We start from the raw sequence: 6,494 nt of genomic DNA on the forward strand, positions 1-6,494 counted from the left end.
ATATTCAAAGTAATTGACGTTGCGGTCTGACTGCGCATACACAGCTCGAATGAGCTGATTCGAGTAAGTTATTTGGCTTAATGTTTGCTTTAATCCCCTGCAAACTGGTAATTTCGTTTAAGATTATTATTATCAGAATGAAACGCAGGAGCTTACCGCCAATATGTTGCCACGCCTATTTGCTGCCTTGGTACTTTCAGCCCTGAGTTTTGGCCTACAGGCTGAAACCATCAAAGAAGGCGTCTCTTTTGCCATACTGGGTGAACCTAAGTATTCATCCGATTTCAGCCATTTTGATTACGTCAATCCAGCCGCCCCAAAGGGTGGGGATATCACGCTATCGGCCATTGGTACCTTTGATAACTTTAACCGTTATGCATTGCGCGGTAATCCGGCGATACGCACTGAACGGCTGTATGACTCACTATTTGGTACCTCTGACGATGAGATTGGCAGCTACTATCCATTAATTGCCGAGTCCGCACGTTTTGCACCTGACTTACACTGGATTGAAGTCGATATAAATCCACGTGCCCGTTTTCATGATGATACCCCTATTACCGCACAGGATGTCGCCTTCACCTTCAATAAATTTATGACCGAAGGTGTGCCACAATTTCGCATTATTTATAAAGGCGTACAGGTAAAAGCCATTTCCCGGCTGACAGTGCGTTTTGAATTCCCGGAACCGAATAAAGATAAAATGTTAGGTTTGTTTGGCTTACCGGTGATGCCTGCTCATTTCTGGCAAAACCATAAACTGAGTGATCCGCTGAGCAAGCCCCCGGTTGGCAGCGGCCCTTATCGCATCGGCAAATATAAGATGGGCCAGTTTATTACCTATGAACGGGTGAGAGATTACTGGGCAGCCAATCTGCCGGTTAACCGCGGCCAATATAATTTTGATACCATCCGCTACGACTACTATCTGGATGATAAAGTCGCATTGGAAGCCTTTAAAGCCGGTGCATTCGATTTCCGTGAGGAAACCTCACCGAAGAGCTGGGCGACACAATATGTCGGGGGCAATTTTGCAAAAAACTATATCGCCAAGCAGGATATTGTCGACAACTCGGCACAAAATACCCGATGGTTGGCATTTAACGTTCAGCGCCCGATTTTTAGCGATCGGCGAGTTCGCCAGGCACTGACGTTAGCTTTTGACTTTAACTGGATGAATAAAGCCTTCTATTTCAATAGTTATCAACGCACCAATAGTTTCTTCCAAAATACTGAATATGCCGCAAAAGGTTATCCCGATAGTGCCGAACTGGCTTGGCTGGGTCCGTTGAAGGGCAAAGTACCACCAGAGGTGTTCACGCAGATTTATCAGCCACCACAAACTGATGGCAGCGGCGATTCACGGGATAATCTGTTAAAAGCACGGGAATTACTCAGCGAAGCAGGCTGGGAAGTGAAAAATCAGCAATTGGTTAACAGTAAAACCGGTAAGCCTTTTGTGTTTGAATTACTGTTACTCAGTGGCAGTAACTTCCAATATGTTCAACCGTTTAAACATAATTTGCAACGTTTGGGCATTACCATGAATATCCGCGAGGTTGACAGCTCTCAGTTTGTTAACCGCCTGCGCAGTCGGGATTACGATATGATCCCGACGGTTTACAGTGCCTTCCCCTACCCTAGCCCAAATCTGCAAATTTGGTGGAGCTCGGCTTATGTCGATTCCAGTTATAACTCCTCCGGGATTAAAGATCCGGCTATTGACCAATTGATCGCAGAGATTATCAAACATCAGGACCAGCCAGAGGCATTACAGTCCCTTGGCCGGGCACTTGATAGGGTATTGACCTGGAACTATCTGATGATTCCGATGTGGTACTCCAACCATGCCCGCTTTGCCTATTGGGATAAATTCTCGATGCCGGCAGACCGCCCCACCTATTCGCTTGGGTTTGATAGCTGGTGGTTTGATGTCAACAAGGCAGCTCGTCTGCCAACAGAACGTCACTAGGGGGCTGCTGTGGGTGGATATCTATTACGGCGACTATTGCTGGTTATTCCCACGCTGTGGGCAATCATTACCATCAACTTTTTTATTGTGCAAATTGCACCAGGTGGGCCAGTTGATCAGGCGATTGCCAATATTGAATTGGGTCACTCCAGTGGATTTACCGCCGGTGGCGGTGATGGCGGGCTGGGGGGGGCTAAAGTCGGCCTCAATGCGGCACAAGTGGGTGATAGCAACTATCGCGGTTCACGCGGGTTAGACCCAGAAGTTATTGCCGAAATCAAACAACGCTTTGGTTTTGACAAGCCGCTGCACCAGCGCTATTTCGATATGCTATGGAGCTATGTCCGCTTTGATTTTGGCGACAGCCTGTTCCGGGGTGAATCGGTAATGTCGTTAGTGAAACATAGCCTGCCGGTCTCTATTTCACTTGGGCTATGGAGCACGCTGATTATTTATCTGGTTTCTATTCCATTAGGCATTAAAAAGGCGGTGCGCAATGGCTCAGCTTTTGATACCTGGAGCAGTACTCTCATTATAATCGGGTATGCCATTCCTTCGTTTCTGTTTGCGATTTTACTGGTGGTGCTGTTTTCCGGCGGCAGTTATTTCGATCTATTCCCACTGCGGGGGCTGGTTTCCAGTAACTTTGATACCCTACCGTGGTACGGCAAAATAACCGACTATTTGTGGCATATCACTTTACCGGTATTGGCTACCGTCATTGGCGGCTTCGCCACACTGACGATGCTGACCAAGAACTCGTTCCTTGACGAAATCCGCAAGCAATATGTGGTGACTGCGCGCGCCAAAGGGTTACCCGAAGAAAAAATTCTGTATCGCCATGTCTTTCGCAACGCCATGTTGTTGGTTATCGCTGGCTTCCCTGCCACCTTTATCAGCATGTTTTTCACCGGGTCGCTGTTGATTGAAGTGATGTTTTCACTCAATGGTTTAGGGCTATTGGGTTATGACGCCACTTTGCAGCGTGATTACCCTGTGATGTTTGGCACTCTTTATATTTTCACCCTGATTGGTTTACTGCTGAATATCCTCAGTGATATCACCTACACCCTGGTTGATCCACGGATTGATTTTGAGGGCCGCCAATAATGATACGGCTAAGTGCTATTAATCAGGCCCGCTGGGCGCGTTTTCGCAATAATCGCCGTGGCTACTGGTCACTGTGGATCTTCCTGACACTGTTTATTATCAGTCTGTTTGCCGAACTGATCGCCAATGACAAACCGCTGCTGGTAAACTATCAGGGCCGAATTTATATGCCTTTTATGACTAATTACAGCGAATCCACTTTTGGTGGGATTTTAACCACGGCGGCAGATTATCAAGACCCTTATGTGATTGGCCGGATTAATGACAATGGCTGGGCCATCTGGGCACCCATACGTTTTAGCAATAACACCATCAATTTTGCGACTGATGTCCCTTTCCCTTCGCCACCTAGCCGGACCAACTTGCTGGGCACCGACAGTACTGGCGGCGATGTCTTAGCCAAAGTCATCTATGGTTTCCGTATCTCGCTGTTATTCGGCCTGACATTAACCCTGTTCTCCAGCGTAATTGGTATCTGTGCTGGCGCGGTACAAGGTTATTACGGCGGCAAAATTGACTTGTGGGGGCAACGATTTATCGAGGTGTGGTCGGGGATGCCAACACTATTTTTAGTGATTCTACTGTCCAGCATCGTCCAACCCAACTTCTGGTGGCTGTTAGCCATCACCGTGCTGTTTGGCTGGATGGGATTAGTGGGTGTGGTGCGGGCAGAATTTCTACGTACCCGAAATTATGACTACATCCGCGCAGCGCGAGCTATGGGAGTGGGTGATCGAGTCATTATGTCGCGCCATATGTTGCCCAATGCCATGGTGGCAACACTAACCTTCCTGCCCTTTATCCTGTGCGGTTCGATAACCACGCTAACTTCACTGGATTTTCTCGGTTTTGGCCTGCCGATGGGGTCACCGTCATTAGGCGGTCTGTTATTAGAAGGTAAAAATAACCTTCAGGCTCCCTGGCTTGGCATCACCGCATTCCTGGTATTGGCAGTGCTGTTATCTCTGTTGATCTTTATCGGCGAAGCAGTACGTGACGCCTTTGACCCAAGTAAGGTGTACTGATATGGCGACTTCACCACTTCTGGATATTCAAAATCTCAGTGTTGCATTTCGCCAGGCGAATATTGATCGCGAGGTGGTCAGCGAACTGTCATTGCAAATCAATGCCGGTGAAACACTGGCACTGGTCGGGGAATCGGGTTCGGGCAAGAGTGTCACCGCTTTATCAATATTGCGTTTACTGCCTTCACCACCGGTGGTCTACCCGGGCGGTGATATTCTGTTTGCCGGGCAATCTCTGCTGCATGCCGATGAACCGACGCTGCGAAAAGTGCGCGGCAATCAGATTTCAATGATTTTCCAAGAACCTATGGTGTCACTAAACCCACTGCATACCATTGAAAAACAGTTGGCAGAAGTGTTGTCACTGCACCGCGGTATGCGCCGGGAAGCGGCCAGAGTTGAGATTATTCAATGTCTCGACCGGGTGGGTATTCGTAATGCCAAAGGGCGTTTGGGCGATTTCCCTCATCAACTTTCCGGCGGGGAACGCCAGCGGGTGATGATTGCGATGGCGGTATTGACCCAACCTAAATTACTGATTGCCGATGAACCTACCACAGCGCTGGATGTTTCGGTGCAAGCCCAGATTTTGAGTTTGCTGAAAGAGTTAAAGCAAGAGATGGGCATGAGCTTGCTATTTATCACCCATAACCTGAATATCGTGCGCCGGTTGGCAGATAACGTGGCAGTGATGCGCGAAGGCCGCAAGGTGGAGCAAAATAGCCGTCAGGCGCTGTTTAGTACCCCACAGCATCCCTACACCCGCCAATTATTAGACGCCGAACCACAAGGTGACCCACTGCCCCTCACGCCGGGTCTAAAACCCCTGCTTGAAGTAAAAGGTCTACAGGTGGCGTTTCCTATTAAACGTGGTTTATTACGACGCACCGTTGATTACCATTATGCTTTGCACGATCTTAATTTCACCCTGAATCCCGGTGAGAGCCTTGGTTTGGTGGGTGAATCAGGCTCAGGGAAAAGCACCTCCGGGCTGGCGTTGCTGCGCTTGTTACCCTCAAAAGGTGAGATTTGGTTTAGCGGGCAGCCATTACACAAGTTTACCCCTAAACAGATGCTGCCCTATCGCAGCCGAATTCAGGTGGTATTCCAGGATCCCTACTCAGCGCTAAACCCACGCCTGAATGTGCAGCAGATAATCGCCGAAGGGCTGGAAGTCCATCAAAGACTCAGTGCGGTACATCGTGAACAACGGGTGATTAAAGCGATGGAAGAAGTGGGATTAGATCCGGTCACCCGTTATCGTTATCCAACCGAGTTTTCTGGTGGCCAGCGCCAACGCATTGCCATTGCCCGTGCGTTGATCTTGCAACCGCAGTTACTGATTCTTGATGAACCGACCTCTTCATTGGATAAGTCGGTACAGGCCCAAATTCTGGCTTTGCTGAAATCCCTTCAGCAGCGTTATCAGCTCAGCTATCTGTTTATCAGTCATGACTTGCAGGTAGTGCGATCACTCTGCCATCAGGTGATTGTATTAAGACAAGGCGAGGTAGTAGAACAAGGTGACTGTCAGGCCATATTTGCCGCGCCCCAACAGCAGTATACACAGCAGTTGTTACAATTTGCGGATACGTCAGATTGAGGTCTGGTGCGGGGCATACCCAAGCGCCATGACACCGACCAACGCGCAATAGCGAATTAGAAGGGGTACAAGGCGGTCAGGGTTTCGGCAATGGCGACACCGACATCTTTCAGGCGACACATAGTGGCACTCTCATCCTGAGTGTGAACAAATAGACAAGGCTCGCCTTCCCATTCGACTATCGCGGAATCCACTTGTATCTCTTGTAGAGAGAGGTGGAGCCGCTGCATGATAATCTGCGCATGGCTGCCATCGTGGCTGAGTAACTTCAGCCCCATAAGATCATTATTGCTATCGTCTATCGCCGTCAGTGGTATCGGTTCAACTTTGACCCCGATAAAGCCTGATAACCAACGGTAACTTTGCGGCAGACGATGTACTACCGAAAGTTGGATATTATTCACGTGTTTTTCCTAGTAAAAATAAAAATTCAAAAATTACAAAAGCACCACAATGACTCACACTCACTAAAGTTATAGCCGCTAACTTGGCATTGTGCCTGATTCACCCCTCATCAAAACACAACATTGATAACAATTTAGAAACTTAAAACCAACAAAGCCATTTTTGTGTTGTTTTTTTAATCGTGTGTCAGCCCTGCATATCCAGACTGAAACTACCGGTTTGAGATTTAGATCCCATTTTTCGTTATATTTATACCTTTATGGCGACCATCTCAACCATTTTTCTTGCAAACCCATTACTTATTGCCCGCTAAATTTTTACATTTAATGAACAATCACATGTTATCTCTATAGCTCAAAATTAAATTAATTAATTGATA

5 protein-coding genes are annotated in these 6,494 nt (G+C 47.9%); 4 read left to right on the forward strand and 1 reads right to left on the reverse strand.

Annotated elements, in window-relative coordinates; translation table 11 throughout:
• Positions 1 to 163: 163 nt before the first annotated feature.
• Genes V2A85_RS21250 through yejF form a run of 4 tightly spaced genes read left to right on the forward strand, consistent with a single transcriptional unit; the run spans position 164 to position 5,710 of the window.
• Positions 164 to 1,972: an extracellular solute-binding protein gene (locus V2A85_RS21250; RefSeq protein ID WP_420072291.1), complete on the forward strand. Its 1,809-nt coding sequence runs from the start codon at positions 164 to 166 to the stop codon at positions 1,970 to 1,972.
• 9 nt (positions 1,973 to 1,981) lie between these two features.
• A complete protein-coding gene (locus tag V2A85_RS21255; protein ID WP_083158354.1) occupies positions 1,982 to 3,082 on the forward strand; it encodes a microcin C ABC transporter permease YejB in 1,101 nt (366 codons plus the stop codon).
• A complete protein-coding gene (locus tag V2A85_RS21260; RefSeq protein ID WP_420072292.1) occupies positions 3,082 to 4,107 on the forward strand; it encodes an ABC transporter permease in 1,026 nt (341 codons plus the stop codon). Before V2A85_RS21255 ends, V2A85_RS21260 begins: the two co-directional genes overlap by 1 nt.
• Before the next feature lies 1 nt (position 4,108).
• A complete protein-coding gene (gene yejF, locus V2A85_RS21265) occupies positions 4,109 to 5,710 on the forward strand; it encodes a microcin C ABC transporter ATP-binding protein YejF (protein WP_372559398.1) in 1,602 nt (533 codons plus the stop codon).
• A gap of 56 nt (positions 5,711 to 5,766) precedes the next feature.
• Here the strand turns inward: yejF and V2A85_RS21270 are convergent, their stop codons facing one another.
• Positions 5,767 to 6,114 (reverse strand): YejG family protein, encoded by a 348-nt coding sequence (locus V2A85_RS21270; protein ID WP_083158351.1) that lies wholly within the window; start codon positions 6,112 to 6,114, stop codon positions 5,767 to 5,769.
• Positions 6,115 to 6,494: the final 380 nt, after the last annotated feature.

The organism is Yersinia sp. 1252 StPb PI (genome assembly GCF_048593885.1).
GTDB lineage: Bacteria > Pseudomonadota > Gammaproteobacteria > Enterobacterales > Enterobacteriaceae > Yersinia > Yersinia enterocolitica_E.